This is a genomic window from Pseudomonas sp. PS01299, from assembly GCF_029960145.1.
In the GTDB taxonomy this organism is placed as follows: Bacteria; Pseudomonadota; Gammaproteobacteria; order Pseudomonadales; family Pseudomonadaceae; genus Aquipseudomonas; species Aquipseudomonas putida_A.
The window spans coordinates 19,746-38,598 of the sequence record NZ_JASCPO010000039.1; the positions used below are offsets into that span (position 1 = coordinate 19,746).

Genomic DNA, 18,853 nt, shown 5'->3' on the forward strand with positions numbered 1-18,853 from the left:
CTCCCTCGCCACAGTGGGGATGTGGTCAATGCATAACCCTTGCGCCGTGATTCCGGTCTACAACCATGAAACCGCGATCGGCACCGTGGTCGACGCGCTGCTCGCCCAAGGCCTGCCGTGCATTCTGGTGGACGATGCCAGCACCCCGTCCTGCGCGCGAGTGCTGGATGCGCTGGCCGAACGCGAAAGCGTGCATCTGGTGCGCCTGACCCTCAATCAGGGCAAGGGCGGCGCGGTGATGACCGGCCTGCGCGAGGCTGCTCGTCTGGGCTTCACCCATGCCCTGCAAGTTGACGCCGACGGCCAGCACGACCTGCACGACGTCGCCCGTTTCGTCGAGGAATCCCGCGCCCACCCGGACGCGATGATCTGCGGTTATCCGCTGTTTGACGAGAGCGTGCCCAAGGGCCGTTTGTACGCACGTTATCTGACCCACGTGATGGTCTGGATCAACACGCTGTCGCTGCAGATTCGCGATTCGATGTGCGGCTTTCGCGTCTATCCGCTGGCCCCGACGCTGGCGGTGATCGACTCGGCGCGGGTCGGCAAGCGCATGGATTTCGACTCGGACATCCTCGTGCGTCTGGCGTGGCGCAACCAGCCGATGCGCTGGCTGCAGACCAGCGTGCATTACCCGCTGGACGGCGTCTCGCACTTCCGTCTGTTCCATGACAACGCGCTGATTTCCAGCATGCATACCCGGTTGTTCTTCGGCATGCTGCTGCGCCTGCCCGTCATCCTCTGGCGCCGGTGGCGAGCATGAGCGTCGAGACCGACAAGAAGCACTGGGCCGACCGCGAAGAACGCGGCAGCTTCCTGCTGATGAAATTCACCGCGTTCGCCGCCAAGGTGCTTGGCCGGCGTCTGCTCAGTCCGCTGCTGTACGGCATCGTCCTGTACTTCTTCCTGTTCGGCCGTACCGCGCGCAACAGTGCCTGGCAATACCAGCAACGGTTGGCCGACTGGAGCAACCGCGCCGAATTGCGCCCGAGTTACTGGCGGGTGTTCCGCCAGTTCATGGCGTTCGCCGATTCGCTGCTCGACAAGCTCGACGTGTGGAACGGCAAGCTGCGCATCGAGCAGATCGAAATCATCGACCCGGCATTGCTGCGCAATCAGTTGCGCGGCAGTCGCGGGCAACTGCTGGTCGGCGCGCACCTGAGCAACCTCGAGGTGTGCCGGGCGCTGGCGGAGATTGGCGAAAAGGTCACCATGAACGTATTGGTGCACACCAAGCACGCCGAGCAGTTCAATCGCTTGCTGGGCGAGGCCGGGGCGACCAATCTGCGCCTGATTCAGGTCAGCGAGCTGGACCCGGTAATCATGCTGCAACTGCACGAACGCCTGGAGCGCGGCGAGTGGCTGGCGATTGCTGGCGACCGCGTGCCGTTGCACGGCGGGCGCAGCGTCAGCGTGGACTTTCTCGGCCACCCGGCAGCGCTTCCGCAAGGTCCGTGGCTGCTGGCCGGTTTGCTCAAGTGTCCGGTCAATCTGCTGATGTGCCTGAAACAACCGGACGGCCACTATCGCCTGACCCTCGAGCCGTTCGCCGACAGCGTGACGTGGACACGCCGCGAGCGCGAGCAGGTCATTCATCAGTGGGCCACCCGCTACGCGCAGCGCCTGAGTCACTATTGCCTCGAAGCCCCGCACCAATGGTTCAACTTTTACCCTTTCTGGAAGACCGATGACGACGCCCACCCATGAGCCGGTAACCTTCGGCGAACGCCCTTTGCACATCGAAGACGTGCTGGCCCTGGCCAACCGTCAGGCGCCCGTGCAGTTGCAGAGCGACGCCGCTTACCGCGAGCGCATCGCCAAAGGCGCACGGTTCCTCGACTCGCTGCTGGACAAGGAAGGCGTGATCTACGGCGTGACCACCGGTTACGGCGATTCCTGCGTGGTCGCGGTGCCGCTGCATCACGTCGAGGCACTGCCGCGTCATCTCTACACCTTCCACGGTTGCGGACTCGGCAAACTGCTCGACCCGCAAGCCACCCGCGCCGTGCTGGCGGCGCGTTTGCAGTCGCTGTGTCACGGCGTGTCCGGGGTGCGCATCGAACTGCTGGAGCGCCTGCACGCCTTCCTCGAACACGACATCCTGCCGCTGATCCCCGAAGAAGGTTCGGTCGGGGCCAGCGGCGATCTGACGCCGCTGTCCTACGTCGCCGCCACCCTGTCCGGCGAGCGCGAAGTGCTGTTCCGTGGCGAACGCCGGCAAGCGGCCGACGTGCATCGCGAACTGGGCTGGACGCCATTGGTGCTCCGTCCGAAAGAAGCGCTGGCCTTGATGAACGGCACGGCGGTGATGACCGGTCTTGCGTGCCTGGCTTTCGCCCGCGCCGACTATCTGCTGCAACTGGCCACGCGCATCACCGCGCTCAACGTGGTCGCGCTGCAAGGCAATCCGGAACACTTCGACGAGCGTCTGTTCGCCGCCAAGCCGCATCCGGGGCAGATGCAAGTCGCCGCGTGGCTGCGCAAGGATCTGGCGATCGACGCGCCGACCGCGCCGCTGCATCGCCTGCAGGATCGCTACTCGCTGCGCTGCGCCCCGCACGTGCTCGGGGTGCTGGCCGACAGCCTGAACTGGCTGCGCTCATTCATCGAGACCGAACTCAACAGCGCCAACGACAACCCGATCATCGACGCCGAAGCCGAACGCGTGCTGCACGGCGGGCACTTCTACGGCGGGCACATCGCGTTCGCCATGGACAGCCTGAAAAATCTGGTGGCCAACGTCGCCGACCTGCTCGACCGGCAGCTCGCGCTGCTGGTCGACGAGCGCTACAACCACGGTTTGCCGAGCAACCTGTCCGGCGCCCCGGCGGATCGCGCCATGATCAATCACGGCTTCAAGGCCGTGCAGATCGGCACCAGCGCCTGGACCGCCGAAGCGCTGAAAAACACCATGCCGGCCAGCGTGTTCTCACGCTCCACCGAGTGTCACAACCAGGACAAGGTGAGCATGGGCACCATCGCCGCCCGTGACGCGATTCGCGTGCTGGAGCTGACCGAACAAGTCGCCGCCGCCACGTTGCTCGCGGCCAATCAGGGCGTCTGGCTGCGTGGTCGCGATGAAGACGCACGCGCGCTGCCACCTTCGCTGGCCGCCATGCACGAAGAGCTGGCCAAGGACTTCCCGCCGGTCATCGAAGACCGTGCACTCGAAGGCGAATTGCGCCTGTGTCTGCAACGCATTGCCGAGCAACACTGGAGGCTGCATGCGTAGCGCCGGAGTGCTGCACGCCGACACGGAAATCCTCGTACCGTTTTTCGACGTCGACACCATGCACGTGGTCTGGCACGGGCATTACGTCAAATACCTGGAAGTGGCGCGCTGCGCGCTGCTCGACAAGATCGGCCACAACTACACGCAGATGTCCGAGTCCGGTTACGCGTGGCCGATCATCGACCTGCAACTGCGTTATGTGCGCGGCGCGGTGTTCGGCCAGCGCGTGAACGTGCGCGCCAGTCTGGTGGAGTGGGAGAACCGCTTGAAGATCAATTATCTGATCACCGACCTGCAGACCGGCGAACGCCTGACCCGTGCCAGCTCGGTGCAGGTGGCGGTCGAGATCAGCAGCCGCGAGATGCAACTGGCCTCACCCAAAGTGTTCACCGAAGCGGTGGAAAGGATGCTGCGATGAACCTGTTCTGCAAATGCCTTGGCGCGATGGCGCTGCTCGCCGTGTCGACGCTGGCCAACGCCTTCGACCTGCAACAGCTCAGCGAACAACTGGCGAAACCGGAAGTGATCCACGGCCAGTTCACTCAGGAAAAACACCTGCGCGCGCTGCCTCAGCCGTTGATCAGCAAAGGCAACTTTGTCCTGGCGAAAAATCACGGCCTGCTCTGGCTGCTCAAGACCCCGTTGCAACAGGATTACCGCATCACCGCCAACGGCATCGCCCGTCGTGACGGCAACGCTTGGCAGCTGCTGCCGAACAAGAGCGCCGGGGCCGAACAGAACCGTTTGTTCCTCGCCGTGCTGCAAGGCGACAGCAGCGGTTTGCAACGGGATTTCGAACTGGCCCTGAGCGGCGACGCACAGCAGTGGAAGCTCACCCTGACCCCGCGCTCGGTGCTGCTCAAGCAAGTGTTCAATCAGATCAATATCGACGGCGGTGAGCTGGTACAGACCATCGAACTGCTGGAAACCCAGGGCGACAGCACCGTGCTGCGCATGAAAGACAGCAGCGCCGGTCAACCGTTGAGCGAAGCGGAGCAACATGACTTTGCCGAGTGAAAGCAGGCTGCCGTGGCTGTTCCTGATCCTGCTGCTGGCGGTCGTCGCGCTGGCCGGGTGGCAGTGGCGCGACGGTGCGCCGCTGTCGGCCAACCTCATGGAGCTGGTGCCCGGGACCAACCCTGACGCCCTCGAACTGCGCGCCGAACAGCGCATGCAGGAGCCGCTCAATCGGGAAATGCTGGTGCTGGTCGGCCACGCCGATCGCCAGCAAGCGGTGGCCATGGCTCAGACTCTGGGCGAGCAATGGCAGGCCAGCGGTCTGTTCGAAAAGGTCCAGTGGAACCTGCAGGCGGATCTGCCGGCGCTGCGCACGCAACTGCTGCAAGGGCGACTGGCGATGCTCTCGGCGGATGACCGGCAACTGCTGACCGAGCATCCCGATGCGTTCATTCAGCAACGGGTGCAAGCGCTGTTCGACCCGTTCAACGGTTTCACCCTGGTACCGAGCCAGGACGACTGGCTGGGCCTGACCGGACGCATCCAGAACAGCCAGCCGAAACACGGCGCGGTGCAACTGGACATCGGCAGCGGCGCACTGGTCGCCGATGCCGACGGCAAGCGCTGGGTGCTGCTGCGCGCGCGCACCACCGGCAATGCCTTCGACATGAACCTGCCGCTGAAAGTCGCTGATCTGCTGCAGCACAGTCGCGAGCAAGCGGCGAGAGCCGACGTGCAACTGTTGGCTGCCAGCGGTCTGCTGTACGCCGCCAACGGTCAGCAGCAAGCCACCCGCGAAATGACCTGGGTCGGCGGCGGCGCCACGCTCGGGATTCTGTTGTTGCTGCTGTTGGCGTTTCGCCGCTGGCGGGTGCTGCTGGCGTTCGTGCCGGTGCTGGTGGGCATGCTGTTCGGCGCGGTGGCCTGCGTGGCGCTGTTCGGCCACATGCACGTGATGACCCTGGTACTCGGCTCCAGCCTGATCGGCGTGGCGGTGGATTACCCGCTGCACTATCTGTCGAAAAGCTGGAGCCTCAAGCCGTGGCGCAGCTGGCCGGCGCTGCGCCTGACCCTCTCCGGACTGACGCTGAGCCTGATCACCAGCGCCATCGGTTATCTGGCGCTGGCCTGGACGCCCTTCCCGGCGCTGACGCAAATCGCGGTGTTCTCCGCCGCTGGCTTGCTCGGCGCTTATTTGTCGGCGGTGTGCCTGCTGCCAGCCCTGCTGAAAAACGTTGAACTGCAACCGGCGCAATGGCCGCTGCGCCTGGCCGAGCGTCTGGTGCAACTGCACGAAACGCTGCTCGAACACGTGCGCACCCCGGTGCTGCTGGCGCTGCTGATCGCCTTCTGCGCCGGCGGTCTGGTGCAGCTGCAAAGCAAGAACGACATCCGCCAGTGGGTCGGTGCGCCACAACACCTGACAGATGAAGCGCAGACCATCGCACGCATCACCGGCTATCAGCCGACCAGCCAGTTCTTCCTCGTGCGCGGCGCCAATCAGCAGCAACTGCTGGAGCGTCAGGCCGCGCTGAGCGAGCGTCTGCAGCAACTGGTCAACCTCGACAAACTGCAAGGCTATCTGGCCCTCGATCAACTGCTCAGTCCGCCGAGCCAGCAACAGCAGGTTCGCGAAGCGCTGAGCAAACTGCCGCAATACTGGCAGCCACTGCTCGAGCTCGGCGTACCGCTCGCGGCGTTGCAAACCGAACTGCAGCAGTTGCAGAGCCTGCCCGCCGAGGACATCGACGCGGCACTCGCCGGGCCGTTAGGCGAGCCTTACCGTACGCTGTGGCTCGGCCCGACCGCTGACGGCGTGGCGGCGATGACCAGCCTGCAAGGCCTGAACAATCCGTCACTGCTGCGGGTGCAGGCGCTGGACTTGCCGGGGGTGATGCTGGTGGATCGTCTCGGCGAATTGAACAACGTATTCGCCGCGACCCAGATCAGCGCCGCCGAACTGAAACTCGCCTCCTGCGTGTTGATCGTGCTGGTGCTGATCGTGCCGTTCGGTTTCGGTGGCGCCTTGCGCATCGTCGCCCTGCCGCTGCTGGCAGCGCTGTGCAGCCTTGCCAGCCTCGGTTGGCTCGGTCAGCCGCTGACCCTGTTCAGCCTGTTCGGCCTGCTGCTGGTAACGGCGATCAGCGTCGATTACGCGATCCTCATGCGTGAGCAGGTCGGCGGTGCGGCTGTCAGCTTGCTGGGCACCTTGCTGGCGGCGTTGACGACCTGGTTGTCGTTCGGTCTGCTGGCGGTGTCGAGCACGCCGGCGGTGAGCAACTTCGGCCTGGCGGTAAGCCTGGGGCTGGCGTTCAGTTTCATTCTGGCGCCGTGGGCCGGACGTCACGTCCACCGCGCCGCCGTCGTGGAGCCGGCAGCGTGATGGTCGTCAGCTTCTGGCTGATGGCCTTGGCGCTGTTCGCTGTGGCGACCCGTATCGGTCGGCATTTCGGCCTGATCCCGATCGTCAGCCAGTTGCTGCTGGCCAGCTTCGGGTTGCCGCTGCTGATGTATTTCTGGATCGAACCGGGCTGGCAGCTCAGCGGTGCTCAACTGATTGCGCCGGTGTGGCTGAAAGACCTCTACAGCCTGAGTTTCGCGCTGTTGCTCGGGCACATTCTCAGTGATGTGATCGACCTGCGGCTCGACCGCCAGAGCGTGAAAATCGCCGTGCCGAGTTTTGCCGTGCCATTTGCCTCCGGTCTGGCGGCCGCCGCTTGGTTGCTGCCAGCGCAACCGTGGCTGAACTCGCTGGCGATCGGTCTGGTGTTCGCGATCACGGCGATCCCGGTGCTGTATCTGTATTTGCGTCACATCGACTACCCGCCCGCCGCCACCCGGCGTCTGGTGCAGACCGCCATCCTCATCGACCTGACCTGCTGGACGCTGTTCGGTGTCGCTCAGGGCAGTCTGCATCTGAGCAGTCTGTTGCTGCCGCTGGGACTGGCCTGCGTGCCGCTGCTGTTGCATCTGCTGCGCGTGCGTCGACCGCTGACCTACAGCCTTGGTTTCTTTGCGCTGCTGGTGCTGGCCGAGCACTACAAACTCAACGCACTGATTTTCGGCATCGGTTATCTGCTGTGCATGGCCTTGCTGAAAGTACCGTTGGTGCTGCCATTGCCGGCGCGGTGGATGAGCCGTTTGCAGACATGGATCGCGATCCCGCTGATCCTCACCTTCGGCATCGTGCAGATCGACGTGCACAGCGCCCTCGCCAGCCTCGGCGCGGTGCAATGGGCGGCGCTGCTGCTGTTGCCGATTGCCAGTAAACTGCTCGGCAACTGGCTGGGCCTGGGCTGGGCCGGTGCGTCGTTTGAAGGCGCCAGCCGCTGGCGTGAAAGCGTGCTGCTGAACATTCGCGGGCTGAGCGAAATCGTCTTTCTCAACCTGCTGCTGCAACAACAGCTCATCAGCCCGGCGCTGTACTTCGCGCTGATGCTGATGGGCCTGATCGCGACGCTGTTGCCGGCCCTGATCGGCCTGCACCGCGCGCCCCTGAAAACCACCGCCACTGCGCCCGGGAGTTCACGTGCCAACCGTTGAAATGCAACGTCGTCAGGTAGTGATCATTGGTGCCGGCCCGTCCGGCGCCATCGCCGCCGCGCTGCTCACGCGCAAGGGCCACGATGTGCTGGTGCTCGAGCGCCAGCACTTCCCGAGGTTTTCCATTGGTGAAAGCCTGCTCAGCCACTGCCTGGACTTCGTCGAAGAAGCCGGCATGCTCGACGCCGTCAACGCCGCCGGCTTCCAGCGCAAGACCGGTGCTGCGTTCGCCTGGGGCGAGCGCTACAGCGCCTTCGATTTCGGCGACACCTTCAGCGCGGGCAAGCCGACCACATTCCAGGTGCAGCGCGCCGATTTCGACAAGCTGCTGGCCGATCAGGCTGAATTGCAGGGTGCCGAAATCCGCTACGGCGACGCCATCGTCCGCGTCGATTTCGATCGGGCCAGACCGCAGCTCGACGTGCTGCGCGAGGACGGCAGCGAGTACCGCGTCGAAGCGGGTTTCGTACTCGACGCCAGCGGCTACGGGCGCGTGCTGTCGCGTTTGCTCGAGCTGGAAGCGCCGTCGAATTTCCCGGTGCGCCAGGCGGTGTTCACCCACGTTGAAGATCACATCGACAACCCGGCCTTCGACCGCGAGAAGATCCTCGTCACCACCCACCCCGAGCACCGCGACATCTGGTTCTGGACGATCCCGTTCAGCAACGGTCGCTGCTCGGTGGGCGTGGTGGCTGCCGCCGAACATCTCCATGGTCGCGACAGCGATCTGGACGCCTGCCTGCGCGGCTTCATCGGCGAAACCCCGAGCCTCGCCGGTGTATTGAACAACGCGGTGTGGGACACCCCGGCGCGCACCCTCGGTGGTTATGCGGCGAATGTGAAAACCCTGCATGGCCCCGGCTTCGCCCTGCTCGGCAACGCCGCGGAATTTCTCGACCCGGTGTTCTCCTCCGGCGTGACCATCGCCATGCGTTCGGCGAGCATGGCCGCCGCCGTCCTGCACCGGCAGTTGCAGGGCGAAACCGTCGATTGGCAGCGCGAGTTCGCCGAACCGCTCAAACGTGGGGTCGACACCTTCCGCTGCTACGTCGAAGGCTGGTATGCCGGCACCTTTCAGGACGTGATTTTTTATCAAGACAGTCAGGCGGAGATTCGCCGAATGATCTGCTCGATCCTCGCCGGCTACGCCTGGGATGAACGCAACCCGTTCGTCAGCGAAGCGCGCCGCCGGTTGAAGATGATTTCCGAACTCTGTGCAAAGGACGCCCCATGAATTACTTGAGCGACAGCTACGTCGAGGAAACCCGCTTCGGTTTCTGGTTCCTGCGCAGCCACACTTGGCAGCACCATGTGTTGCGCGTGGCGATCAACGATTTGCGCGGGCTGTTCAGCGAGTCGCTGCCGGCCAATCCGGTGCTGCTGGATGCCGGTTGTGGTCAGGGCAAGTCGTTCCGGCATTTGCGCCAGACCTTCGCCCCGCAGCGCTTGATCGGTGTCGATGCCGATCCGCACAGCCTTGAATTGAGCGCCGAAGAAGCGGCGCGTCAGGGTTTCGATGTGGAGCTGATCGGCAGTGACTGCGCGACGCTCAACGTGGCGGACGCCAGTGTCGATCTGCTGTTCTGCCACCAGACCTTTCATCATCTGGTCGAACAGGAAAAAGCCCTCGCCGAGTTCTACCGCGTACTGAAGCCGGGCGGTTATCTGCTGTTCGCCGAGTCCACCGAGGCTTACATTGATACCTGGGTGATTCGCTGGCTGTTCCGCCATCCGATGCATGTGCAGAAGAGCGCGGCGCAGTACCTGGAGATGATTCGCCAGCAGGGTTTCGAGTTTGGCGAACGCAATGTCTCGTACCCGTATTTGTGGTGGAGTCGTTCGAAGGATTTCGGCTTGCTGGAGCGGTTCGGGTTGCGCCGGCCGAAGCCGTTTGGCGAGCGTGAGGAAACGTTGGTGAATGTCGTTGCCCGAAAACCATTGGCAGGGGCTTGCTGATGCAACACTTAACCTGTGGGAGCGGGCTTGCTCGCGAAAGCGGTGGGTCAGTTGGCATTGATGTCGGATGTGCCGACGCCTTCGCGAGCAAGCCCGCTCCCACAGGGGTTGTGGTGTGGCTGGTATTGTTGCTAACGGCCCTGCTAAGTGGATGCGCCAACCAGGCGCCGCTGCCCGCGAGCAACCCGACGCTGCCGTTACCGCTGCAATTGCACATCGAACGTAATCAGGCCAATCAACGTCAGGACTGGCTGCTGGTGATCCAGCGCGAAGGCTCCGGCATCCGCTGGTCGATGATGGATCCGCTAGGCATCCCCCAGGCGCGTCAGCAACTGATCGACGGTCGCTGGCAGGCCGACGGGCTGCTGCCGCCCAATCCGGAGGCCCGGGAGCTGTTTGCCGCGTTGCTGTTCGCCCTGACCCCCTCCGGCGAACTGGCGCGCAATTATCCCGCCGCGCAGCAGCAGGGCGAGCAACGCACGCTGGCGCCGCGCTGGACGATCCGTTATGCACAACCGTTGAGTTTCCAATTGAATCTGCCCCAAGGCCCGCACTATCGGGTTTCTCCTCTCGGTGAACCGACGCCATGACTGCCTACCTCAATGCCCTCGGCGTGATCTGCGCGTTGGGCCGCGACAAGCACCAGGTCGCGCACAACCTGTTTGCCGGTGACTGCTCGGGCATGCGCCGCGAGTCCGGCTGGGTGGCCGGGCGTGAGTTGCCGGTGGCGGCGGTGCACGGTGAGCTGGCGGCGATTCCGGCCGAACTGGCCGATCAGAGCAGCCGCAACAATCAACTGCTGCTGGAAGCCGCGCTGCAGATTCGCGAGGACATCGACCGGGCGATCCAGACCTATGGTCGCGCGCGCATCGGCGTGGTGCTCGGCACCAGCACCTCGGGGATCGACGAAGCCAGTCGCGGGTTGGCGCACTACCTTCGTGAGCGGCAGTTCCCGGCCGAGTACGACTATCGGCAACAGGAACTCGGCGCCCCGGCGAATTTTCTCGCCGACTGGCTGCAACTCAGCGGCCCGACCTACGTGATTTCCACCGCCTGCACGTCCAGTGCGCGGGCGTTGATGAGCGCGCAGCGCTTGCTCGATCTGGGCCTGTGCGACGCGGTGCTGTGCGGCGGGGTCGACAGCCTGTGTAAACTCACGCTCAACGGTTTCACCTCACTGGAAGCGGTGTCCGACGAGCGCTGCAATCCGTTCTCGGCCAACCGCGACGGCATCAACATCGGCGAAGCGGCGGTGCTGTTCCTGATGAGCAAGCAGCGCTGCGACGGCCCGGCCATTGCCCTGCTCGGCAGCGGCGCCAGCTCCGACGCGCACCATATTTCCGCGCCGGAACCGAGCGGCCGCGGCGCCCTGCAAGCGATGCAGAAAGCCTTGAGCCGCGCACAGCTGCAAGCGGCGCAAATCAGCTACCTGAACCTGCACGGCACCGCGACCCAGCACAACGATGCGATGGAAAGTCTGGCGGTCGCCACGCTGTTCCCCGACGGAGTGGCCTGCTCGTCGACCAAGCCGGTGACCGGCCACACCCTCGGCGCTGCCGGCGCCCTCGAAGCGGCGTTCTGCTGGCTGAGCCTGAGCGCCGACAACCCGCAGCACGCCCTGCCGCCACACGTCTGGGACGCCCATCCCGACCCCGACTTGCCGGCGCTGAAGTGGGTGACCGCGAGCGAACGCCTGTCGTCCATTGCACCCCGCTACCTGATGAGCAACTCGTTTGCCTTCGGCGGCAACAACGTCAGCCTGATTATCGGAGACGCCCCATGAACGACTGGCCGCTCGCCGAACTGCTGCCCCACGCTGGCGACATGATTCTGCTCGACCGCATCCTCAGCTTCGACGAGGAGCAGATCCACACCCGCCTCACGGTCAAGCCCGACGGCTTGTTCAGCCTGCCCGACGGCAGCCTGCCGGCGTGGGTCGGTGTCGAACTGATGGCGCAGAGCGTTGCCGCGTTCGCCGGTTGCCATGCACGGCAGAAGGGCAACCCGGTGGAGCTGGGCTTCCTCCTCGGCACGCGCAAATTCGAGTGCAACGTCGAGGCGTTTCCGGCCGGCAGCGAACTGACCATCCACGGCATCCGTTCGCTGGAAGACGACAACGGCATGGGTGTTTTCGAATGCCACATCAACGCCCCCGGCATCGAGGCCAGCGCCCGCTTGAACGTGTTCCGCCCGCCGCAGCCCAGCCAATACCTTGAACAAAACAGAGAGTCGAACGATGACTGAATCCGTACTGGTCACCGGCTCCAGCCGTGGCATCGGCCGCGCCATTGCCTTGCGTCTGGCGCAGGCCGGGCACGACATCGTCCTGCATTGCCGCAGCGGCGTGGCTGAAGCCCAAGCGGTGAAGGCCGAAGTCGAAGCGCTGGGCCGCAACGCGCGCATCCTGCAATTCGACGTCGCCGACCGCGAAACCTGCAAAACCATCCTCGAAGCCGACGTCGAAACCCACGGTGCCTATTACGGCGTGGTGCTCAACGCCGGCCTGACCCGCGATGGCGCTTTTCCGGCGTTGAGCGATGACGATTGGGACGTGGTGTTGCGCACCAACCTCGATGGTTTCTACAACGTCCTGCACCCGGTGATGATGCCGATGATCCGTCGTCGCGCCGCCGGTCGGATCGTCTGCATCACTTCGGTGTCGGGTTTGATCGGCAACCGTGGCCAGGTCAACTACAGCGCCTCCAAGGCCGGGGTGATCGGTGCGGCGAAAGCGTTGGCGATTGAACTGGGCAAGCGCAAAATCACGGTTAACTGCGTCGCGCCGGGCCTGATCGACACGGCGATGCTCGACGAAAACGTGCCGGTGGAAGAGCTGATGAAAATGATCCCCGCACAACGCATGGGCACCCCGGAAGAGGTGGCTGCTGCGGTGAATTTCCTGATGTCGGCGGAAGCCTCGTACATCACCCGCCAGGTCTTGGCGGTCAACGGAGGCTTGTGCTGATGAAGCGCGTTGTCGTCACCGGCATGGCCGGCATCACCTCGCTGGGCAGCGACTGGCAGACCATCGCCGGCAACTTCGCGGCCAACCGCAGCGGCATCCGCCGCATGGACGAGTGGGACCGCTTCAGCGAACTCAACACCCGCCTGGCCGGGCCGATCGATGATTTTGTCGTACCGCCGCACTGGACCCGCAAGCAACTGCGCAGCATGGGCCGGGTGTCACGGCTGGCGGTGGGCGCGGCGGAACAGGCACTGGCCGACGCCGGCCTGCTCGGTGACGAATCGATCAAGGACGGACGCATGGGTGTGGCCTGCGGCTCATCCACCGGCAGCACCGACGAGATCAAGGCCTTCGGCAACATGCTGCTCAACTCGGTGGCCGAAGGCCTCAACGCCAACTCCTACGTGCGGATGATGCCGCACACCACCGCGGCCAATATCAGCATTTTCTTCGGCCTCACCGGACGCCTGATCCCGACGTCCAGCGCCTGCACCAGCGGCAGTCAGGGCATCGGCTACGCGTATGAAGCGATCAAGTTCGGACGGCTGCCGCTGATGCTCGCCGGCGGTGCCGAAGAGCTGTGCCCGACCGAAGCCATGGTCTTCGACGCGCTGTACGCCACCAGCCTGAAAAACGACGCGCCACAGACCAGCCCACGTCCGTACGACAAGGGCCGCGACGGTCTGGTGATCGGCGAAGGTGGCGGCATGCTGGTGCTTGAAGAGCTGGAGCATGCGCTGGCGCGCGGGGCGCGGATCCACGCCGAGATCGTCGGTTTCGGCAGCAACGCCGATGGTCAGCACACCACTCGCCCCGAGCAGATCACCATGCGCCGCGCCATGGAACTGGCGCTGGAAGACGCCGGGCTGTCGCCGGATGCCATCGGTTACGTCAATGGTCACGGCACCGCTACAGAACAGGGCGACATTGCCGAAACACTGGCGACCAGCAGTCTGTTCGGCGAACACATGCCGATCAGCTCGCAGAAGAGTTTCCTCGGCCACACGCTGGGGGCCTGCGGGGCGCTGGAGTCATGGTTCAGCATCGAGATGATGAATCGCGACCTGTATGTGCACACGCTCAACCTCGACGAGGTCGACCCGCACTGCGGCAAGCTCGATTACCTGCGCGGCGAATTCCGCCAGATGCATCACGAGTACGTGATGAACAACAATTTCGCTTTTGGTGGCGTCAACACCTCGTTGATTTTCCGCCGCTGGCACTGACCGCAACACGTTTGGAGTGAAGGGAATGACTCAGTTTCACCGCATCGCCGCCCTGCTGGCCCTAGCCTTTGTGCTCGGCGGTTGCACCAGCAAACCGGTTTACAACGCCAAGGAAGAGTTCTCGCCCAACCTCGGCTTCACCCAGCAACAGATGAGCCGCGCCATCGTCACCGCACTCAATGATCGCCAGTGGGTGGTGCAGTCGGTGCGCCCGGGCATGATCAAAGCGGCGATTACCGTACGCGGCCGTCACCACGCCGAAGTCGACATCCCGTTCAGCCCGACCTCGTTTGAAATCGACTACCGCAGCAGCTACGGCCTCGACGCCAAGGACGGCAAGATCCACGGCAACTACAATCGCTGGGTCAACCGCCTGCGCGACAACGTGCTCAAGGAACTGTCGATCAACCCGGACATCGAGTTCGTCAACGACTTGGGCATCGTCAAGCAAGGCGCCGACGAACCGACCTACCTGAGCTTTCGCGAGGGCGTCAAACGCGCCACCGACGCCGGCCTGCTCGACGGCAGCGTGAAGTTCTACCTGGCCGGCGAAACCCTGCCAAAACAGGTGCGCAAACTCGACACCGTGAGCAGCAGCCGCAAAACCAACGGCTCGAACAAGTCCGACACCGACGCCTGCTTCTGGGCGCTGCAGTCGGCCCTCGCCACCCTGCAGAACGCCGCGAAAAAAGCCGACGCCAACGCCGTGATCAACATCGCCAGCGTCGACCAGCGCGACCTGTACAAAGACACCGAGAAATTCCAGTGCCGCGCCGGCCTGGTGGTGTCGAGCGTGGCGTTGCGTGGGGATTTGGCCCACGTCGATTGATTGACAGTAGAAACGACAAAGGGCGCCTTGCGGCGCCCTTTCACAAACAGGTTGGCTTGTCATCGCCCTTCCACCTGTCTGGCTCTGTGATGGCTGGTTGCCCAGGATCCTCAGAGTCTCACAAGCCCCTTTCGGGAACGCCGGCAGTATTGCCTGAAATGTCATTACCAGCAATGGATGGCAATTGGCTTCGATGCACCCTCTCAACGGCTACTACACGCCCAAGGCCTTTCTAACCGCAGTCTTGATGGCGTAAAACTCGTCTGTTGCAAGATGTGAAATCAAGTAAACACGCTTTCCGTGACGGTCTTTACTTCTGATCCTGTCCAGTCGCGCAAGACTGACCGTCGCTACCATGTCGCATTTTGCCCAGCAGGTTGAACTGGCACCTTGAAGATGGCTGGCGAGCTCCAGATGATGCTCCAGCAAACAATCCGGCGCAGTTGTACTCAATGGCACCACAGTCACCAACAAACTGTTGGATCGGTGCTTGCGTATCACCACCACGGGCCTGATTTTGACCATCTCCGGTACTTCAAAACCTCTGAAATCACAGATCAGAACACTGCCCTCCTTGGGCTGATAGAGAAGTGGCATCCATGGCACTCACTAAAAAGAACTGATTTTGCGCATTTACCGCAACTTTCCCTAAAGCAGTTCCGTTACCAGAAATGTAAAGGGCTGACTCCTCTCATCACCTGAACGACAACTACACTCGTCCTGCGGGTCTCAACCATCGCCAGCCAGAACGGCGAGCCCATTGTTCGAGCACTCGCGGTTCTCTTTCACCGTCAAGGAGATGACCATGCAAGTGAAAGCCCTGATCGCCGCCACGCTCCTCGGGTTATTGCCTAGCGCCAGCCACGCCACCAACCTGATGTACATGCCGTTCGAAACCGTGCTCTCGGATGCGATTCGCGCCGGGCGGCTGGATGGCAGTGTGAAGTTCTATCTGATCGGCAACGGGCCGCAGGGCACGCAGCAGTTGTTGCGCCGGGATGTGATCAGTGATTTGCGCACCAACGGTTTCAACAAGAGCGATCACGATTCCTGCGAGTGGGTGCTGCAGTCGAACCTGATCAAGTTACAGGCCGACGCCAAGCGGGTCGGGGCGAATGCGGTGGTCAATATCGTCAGTTATTACGACCAGCATGTGCGCAAGGATTTGAATACTTATGAGTGCCGGGCCGGGGTGTTTGTGACGCGGGTGGCGTTGAAGGGGGATCTGGTGCGGTTGCCCTGAGAGGTGTGGTGTTTGGGCGGGCGCCTTCGCGAGCAAGCCCGCTCCCACAGGGGACTGCATTCCAGTTGTGGGAGCGGGCTTGCTCGCGAAGAGGCCGGTAGCCATCACCCACTTGAAGGCTCAACCTTGCGCGTCAGCAGCTCGACGAACGCCTTGGCCATCGGCGATTTCTGATCCTTGCGCTGCACCAGCCACACCGCCGACACCGCCTCCGGATCGAGCAGTGGTCGATAGACCACACCGTCAATGCGCATCCGCTGATACGACGCCGGCAACACCGAAACCCCCAGCCCCGCTGCGACCAGTCCGATGATGGTCATCGCCTCACCGGCCTCCTGGGCGAAGTGCGGACTGAATCCGGCATCGCGGGCCAGACTGAGCAGTTGCGCATACAGCCCGCTGCCGTAGCTGCGCGGAAAGAACACGAACGGCTCCAGCGCCAGCGCCGAGAGGAACAGCCCTTCCTCGCTGCCTTGCGCCAACGGATGTTTGGAGCCGAGCACCGCCACCAGCGGCTCACGCATCAGCTCCACCACACTCAGCGAATCCGGTAGACCCAGCGGACGCATGATGCCGACTTCGATCGACTCATCCACCAGCGCGTCCGCGACCATGGTGCTGCTCATCTCCCGCAGGTTCAGATGCACTGCCGGGAAACGCTGGCGAAAAGCAAAAATCGCCTGGGGAATGGTCGAGTTGAACGGCGCCGACGAGGTGAAGCCAATCTTCAATTCGCCGAGTTCGCCGAGTTGCGCACGCCGGGCGACGTCCGCCGCTTTGTCGACCTGCGCCAGCACCAGCCGCGCCTCCTGCAGAAACAATCGGCCGGCCTCGCTCAGCTCGACCCGACGATTGGTGCGCTCGAACAACCGCGCACCGACCTCTTGCTCCAAAGCCTGAATCTGCTGACTCAGCGGTGGCTGAGAGATCCCCAGCACCTGTGCGGCGCGGCCGAAATGCAATTCTTCGGCGACGGCGATGAAGTAGCGCAGATGACGCAATTCCATGGAAACCCCATTAGGTCGTTATAGCTATCAAACAGGTCGAACAATATATTGGATAGAAACATTAGCCAGCTATATGATTTTTTCATTGCCTGCCTGGCCGTGCCCTCCGAGGTCTGATGTGAAAACCGCCGCCGCCCCTCTTGCCCATGAAGTTCCGCCTGCCGCGGCGGACGATGTCATCGCCGAGCTGCAGGAGATCTACATCGAAAAAGGCACGCCGATGTTCATGCGCACGGTACTCGCGCTGTTCAGCGGTGGCTTCGCGACCTTCGCTTTGCTGTATTGCGTGCAGCCGATGATGCCGCTGCTGTCTCACGAGTATTCGATCAACGCGGCGCAGAGCAGCCTGATTCTGTCGGTGGCGACCGGCATGCTGGCCTTCGGTCTGCTGATCACCGGACCGATTTCCGACCGGGTCGGACGCAAACCGGTGATGGTCACGGCACTGTTCGCCGCCGCGCTGTGCACCATTGCCAGTTCGATGATGCCGAGCTGGCAGGGTGTGCTGATCATGCGCGCGCTGATCGGGCTGTCGTTGAGTGGTCTGGCGGCGGTGGCGATGACGTATCTGAGCGAGGAAATCCATCCACAGCACATCGGTCTGGCGATGGGCCTGTACATCGGCGGCAACGCGATTGGCGGGATGAGCGGCCGCTTGATCACCGGGGTGCTGATCGATTTCGTCAGCTGGCACACGGCGATGCTGGTGATTGGCGGTCTGGCGCTGGTCGCAGCGGCGGTGTTCTGGAAGATCCTTCCCGAATCGCGCAACTTCCGCTCGCGCTCGCTGCATCCACGCAGCCTGCTTGATGGCTTCACCATGCACTTTCGCGACGCCGGCCTGCCGCTGCTGTTTCTTGAAGCGTTCGTGCTGATGGGCGCCTTCGTCACCCTGTTCAACTACATCGGTTATCGCCTGCTGGCCGCGCCGTACAACCTCGATCAGGTGTTCGTCGGCTTGCTGTCGGTGGTGTACCTGTCGGGCATCTACAGCTCGGCGAAGATCGGTTCGCTGGCGGACAAACTGGGGCGGCGCAAAGTGCTGTGGGCAACCATCGCACTGATGTTCGCCGGCCTTGCGCTCACGATGTTTACGCCGCTGTTGCTGGTGATCGTCGGCATGCTGATCTTCACCTTCGGCTTCTTCGGCGCGCACTCGGTGGCGAGCAGCTGGATCGGCCGGCGTGCGACCAAGGCCAAGGGCCAGGCGTCGTCGTTGTACCTATTCAGTTATTACGCCGGGTCGAGTATTGCCGGCACGGCTGGCGGAGTGTTCTGGCATCTCGGCGGGTGGAATGGCATCGGCCTGTTTATTGGCTCTCTGTTGATGATCGCGCTGTTGGTGGCGTTGAAACTGGCGAAGTTGCCGCCCCTCGGTGGCAGCGCTCCCGCTTGAGTCAGAACACCATTTTTTTCAGGATTCGGCGCCCACACATTTCGTGTTTGATAACGGCTGCGATGTGTAGCGCTACTTGAACCAGTAACATCACGCACGCCCAAACATGGATGACGAAGAACCGATCAATCCACTGTAGATCGTTCAGCGGCGCCGGAATAAGAACCAGATCAAATATATTGATCGGTCGATCCATCATTAATATTCCTGTGAGCAAGACAACCGCCGTCATCAGATAAATAGACTTATGCATCCAGCTCGCCAGACACTCCATAAAGGGCTTGGCCACCTCGCGAGAGGTATGAGAGCCTCTGACAGAAATATACAATCTCAGTATAAATACCGGAATAAATAAAGCCGTCACCGAAACATGGCGGTTACAGGAGCTGAGTGCAACACGGTTATTGAATTGAAGCTGGAGCATCATGCCGCATAGCCATAGCTTCCTGCATCACCTCGTCCATAACCTCGATCGGACACTTGAAGTCGAAGCGCTTAC

Annotated in this window: 20 protein-coding genes; 17 read left to right on the top strand and 3 right to left on the bottom strand. The window is 62.8% G+C overall.

The annotated features are described in order from the left end of the window. Positions 1–28 precede the first annotated feature (28 nt). Genes QMX91_RS09845 through QMX91_RS09915 form a run of 15 tightly spaced genes read left to right on the top strand, consistent with a single transcriptional unit; the run spans position 29 to position 14,708 of the window. Positions 29–763: a glycosyltransferase family 2 protein gene (locus QMX91_RS09845; protein WP_282412636.1), complete on the top strand. Its 735-nt coding sequence runs from the start codon at positions 29–31 to the stop codon at positions 761–763. Further along, entirely contained in the window at positions 760–1,707 is a 948-nt protein-coding gene (locus tag QMX91_RS09850; RefSeq protein WP_282412637.1) for a glycosyl transferase, read from the top strand. The genes QMX91_RS09845 and QMX91_RS09850 overlap by 4 nt, the downstream gene beginning before the upstream one ends. After that, positions 1,688–3,232, top strand: coding sequence for an aromatic amino acid ammonia-lyase (locus QMX91_RS09855; RefSeq protein WP_282412638.1), 1,545 nt, complete (start codon positions 1,688–1,690; stop codon positions 3,230–3,232). The genes QMX91_RS09850 and QMX91_RS09855 overlap by 20 nt, the downstream gene beginning before the upstream one ends. Then, complete coding sequence (locus tag QMX91_RS09860) at positions 3,225–3,650, top strand: acyl-CoA thioesterase (protein WP_098966848.1); 426 nt, start codon at positions 3,225–3,227, stop codon at positions 3,648–3,650. Before QMX91_RS09855 ends, QMX91_RS09860 begins: the two co-directional genes overlap by 8 nt. After that, positions 3,647–4,249 (top strand): outer membrane lipoprotein carrier protein LolA, encoded by a 603-nt coding sequence (locus QMX91_RS09865; RefSeq protein WP_282412639.1) that lies wholly within the window; start codon positions 3,647–3,649, stop codon positions 4,247–4,249. Before QMX91_RS09860 ends, QMX91_RS09865 begins: the two co-directional genes overlap by 4 nt. Beyond that, positions 4,233–6,572, top strand: a complete 2,340-nt coding sequence (locus QMX91_RS09870) for an MMPL family transporter (RefSeq protein ID WP_282412640.1) — start codon at positions 4,233–4,235, stop codon at positions 6,570–6,572. Before QMX91_RS09865 ends, QMX91_RS09870 begins: the two co-directional genes overlap by 17 nt. Next, positions 6,569–7,732: a sodium:proton antiporter gene (locus QMX91_RS09875; protein WP_135294796.1), complete on the top strand. Its 1,164-nt coding sequence runs from the start codon at positions 6,569–6,571 to the stop codon at positions 7,730–7,732. Before QMX91_RS09870 ends, QMX91_RS09875 begins: the two co-directional genes overlap by 4 nt. Continuing rightward, complete coding sequence (locus tag QMX91_RS09880) at positions 7,719–8,966, top strand: NAD(P)/FAD-dependent oxidoreductase (RefSeq protein ID WP_135294795.1); 1,248 nt, start codon at positions 7,719–7,721, stop codon at positions 8,964–8,966. Before QMX91_RS09875 ends, QMX91_RS09880 begins: the two co-directional genes overlap by 14 nt. Further along, the gene (locus QMX91_RS09885) at positions 8,963–9,688 is read left to right on the top strand and encodes a class I SAM-dependent methyltransferase (protein ID WP_139053549.1); all 726 of its coding nucleotides are present in this window, start codon (positions 8,963–8,965) and stop codon (positions 9,686–9,688) included. Before QMX91_RS09880 ends, QMX91_RS09885 begins: the two co-directional genes overlap by 4 nt. After that, positions 9,688–10,278, top strand: a complete 591-nt coding sequence (locus tag QMX91_RS09890) for a hypothetical protein (protein ID WP_193774870.1) — start codon at positions 9,688–9,690, stop codon at positions 10,276–10,278. Before QMX91_RS09885 ends, QMX91_RS09890 begins: the two co-directional genes overlap by 1 nt. Continuing rightward, complete coding sequence (locus tag QMX91_RS09895) at positions 10,275–11,471, top strand: beta-ketoacyl-[acyl-carrier-protein] synthase family protein (protein WP_282412641.1); 1,197 nt, start codon at positions 10,275–10,277, stop codon at positions 11,469–11,471. The genes QMX91_RS09890 and QMX91_RS09895 overlap by 4 nt, the downstream gene beginning before the upstream one ends. Continuing rightward, complete coding sequence (locus QMX91_RS09900) at positions 11,468–11,932, top strand: hotdog family protein (protein WP_253149135.1); 465 nt, start codon at positions 11,468–11,470, stop codon at positions 11,930–11,932. The genes QMX91_RS09895 and QMX91_RS09900 overlap by 4 nt, the downstream gene beginning before the upstream one ends. Beyond that, the gene (gene fabG / locus QMX91_RS09905; RefSeq protein WP_027611328.1) at positions 11,925–12,653 is read left to right on the top strand and encodes a 3-oxoacyl-ACP reductase FabG; all 729 of its coding nucleotides are present in this window, start codon (positions 11,925–11,927) and stop codon (positions 12,651–12,653) included. The genes QMX91_RS09900 and fabG overlap by 8 nt, the downstream gene beginning before the upstream one ends. After that, positions 12,653–13,879 carry a beta-ketoacyl-ACP synthase gene (locus tag QMX91_RS09910; protein ID WP_210556772.1) on the top strand — a complete coding sequence of 409 codons (1,227 nt, stop codon included), beginning with the start codon at positions 12,653–12,655 and terminating at the stop codon, positions 13,877–13,879. The genes fabG and QMX91_RS09910 overlap by 1 nt, the downstream gene beginning before the upstream one ends. 25 nt (positions 13,880–13,904) lie before the next feature. After that, positions 13,905–14,708 (top strand): hypothetical protein, encoded by an 804-nt coding sequence (locus QMX91_RS09915; RefSeq protein ID WP_007967258.1) that lies wholly within the window; start codon positions 13,905–13,907, stop codon positions 14,706–14,708. A 213-nt stretch (positions 14,709–14,921) separates the two neighbouring features. On the opposite strand, the gene QMX91_RS09920 is transcribed toward QMX91_RS09915, so the two are convergent. Next, entirely contained in the window at positions 14,922–15,305 is a 384-nt protein-coding gene (locus QMX91_RS09920; protein WP_282412642.1) for a type II toxin-antitoxin system PemK/MazF family toxin, read from the bottom strand. A gap of 208 nt (positions 15,306–15,513) precedes the next feature. Between QMX91_RS09920 and QMX91_RS09925 the strand changes: the two genes are divergently transcribed. Continuing rightward, positions 15,514–15,951 carry an excinuclease gene (locus QMX91_RS09925; protein WP_210556773.1) on the top strand — a complete coding sequence of 146 codons (438 nt, stop codon included), beginning with the start codon at positions 15,514–15,516 and terminating at the stop codon, positions 15,949–15,951. Positions 15,952–16,055: 104 nt separating this feature from the next. Here the strand turns inward: QMX91_RS09925 and QMX91_RS09930 are convergent, their stop codons facing one another. Further along, a complete protein-coding gene (locus QMX91_RS09930; protein WP_134785251.1) occupies positions 16,056–16,958 on the bottom strand; it encodes a LysR family transcriptional regulator in 903 nt (300 codons plus the stop codon). A 118-nt stretch (positions 16,959–17,076) separates the two neighbouring features. Here QMX91_RS09930 and QMX91_RS09935 point away from each other — a divergent pair, with 118 nt between their 5' ends. Next, positions 17,077–18,354: an MFS transporter gene (locus QMX91_RS09935; protein WP_282412643.1), complete on the top strand. Its 1,278-nt coding sequence runs from the start codon at positions 17,077–17,079 to the stop codon at positions 18,352–18,354. A gap of 1 nt (position 18,355) precedes the next feature. Here the strand turns inward: QMX91_RS09935 and QMX91_RS09940 are convergent, their stop codons facing one another. Next, the gene (locus QMX91_RS09940; RefSeq protein WP_282412644.1) at positions 18,356–18,781 is read right to left on the bottom strand and encodes a cytochrome b/b6 domain-containing protein; all 426 of its coding nucleotides are present in this window, start codon (positions 18,779–18,781) and stop codon (positions 18,356–18,358) included. Positions 18,782–18,853 lie beyond the last annotated feature (72 nt).